Raw genomic sequence first — 602 nt, forward strand, 5'->3', positions numbered from 1 at the left:
GGGGCTGTTGACAAACTCTTCGAGTTAATCAACTTCTTCGGGAACTTTCAGAGCCTATGTAGTACGATAGACTACATAGGCTCTTTTTATTTTGGAGGTTTTGTTCGACTATGATGGGAAAACAAGAAGATAAGCAACATCGTTTGGTATACATAAACTTAGAAGAATTCGTACCGAAACAACATTTATTACGCAAAATTGGGGAAGCAGTAGACTTCTCGTTTATATACGAAAAAGTAGAACATCTCTATTCTTCAGTAGGACGGAAATCTATTGATCCAGTTGTTCTTCTGAAGATGCTTTTGATTGGCTACTTATACAATATAGATTCGGAGCGCCGCTTGGAAGAAGAGGTACAATATAACTTGGCGTACCGCTGGTTTTTAGGATTAGACTTAGAAGATTCTGTTCCTGATCACTCTACATTTAGTCAGAACCGTCGGCGGCGTTTTCAAGATGGCACCGTGTTTCAAGAAATATTTGATCACATCGTTAGGCTCTGCATAAAAGCAGGGCTTGTCACGGGTGAAGTCATGGTGACAGATTCTACTCATATCAAGGCATACGCTTCCTCTGAACGGACAGAAGTTGTGAGCGTAATC

The 602-nt window shown here is 40.5% G+C and carries 1 protein-coding gene; it reads left to right on the forward strand.

Annotated elements, in window-relative coordinates; all coding sequences use genetic code 11:
- Positions 1-110 precede the first annotated feature (110 nt).
- A partial coding sequence (locus ACFQZ1_RS11075; protein WP_377882252.1) for a transposase occupies positions 111-602 on the forward strand: 492 nt, incomplete at its 3' end.

The organism is Bacillus sp. CGMCC 1.60114 (assembly GCF_042676365.1).
Classification (GTDB): Bacteria; Bacillota; Bacilli; order Bacillales; family Bacillaceae_G; genus Bacillus_A; species Bacillus_A rhizoplanae_A.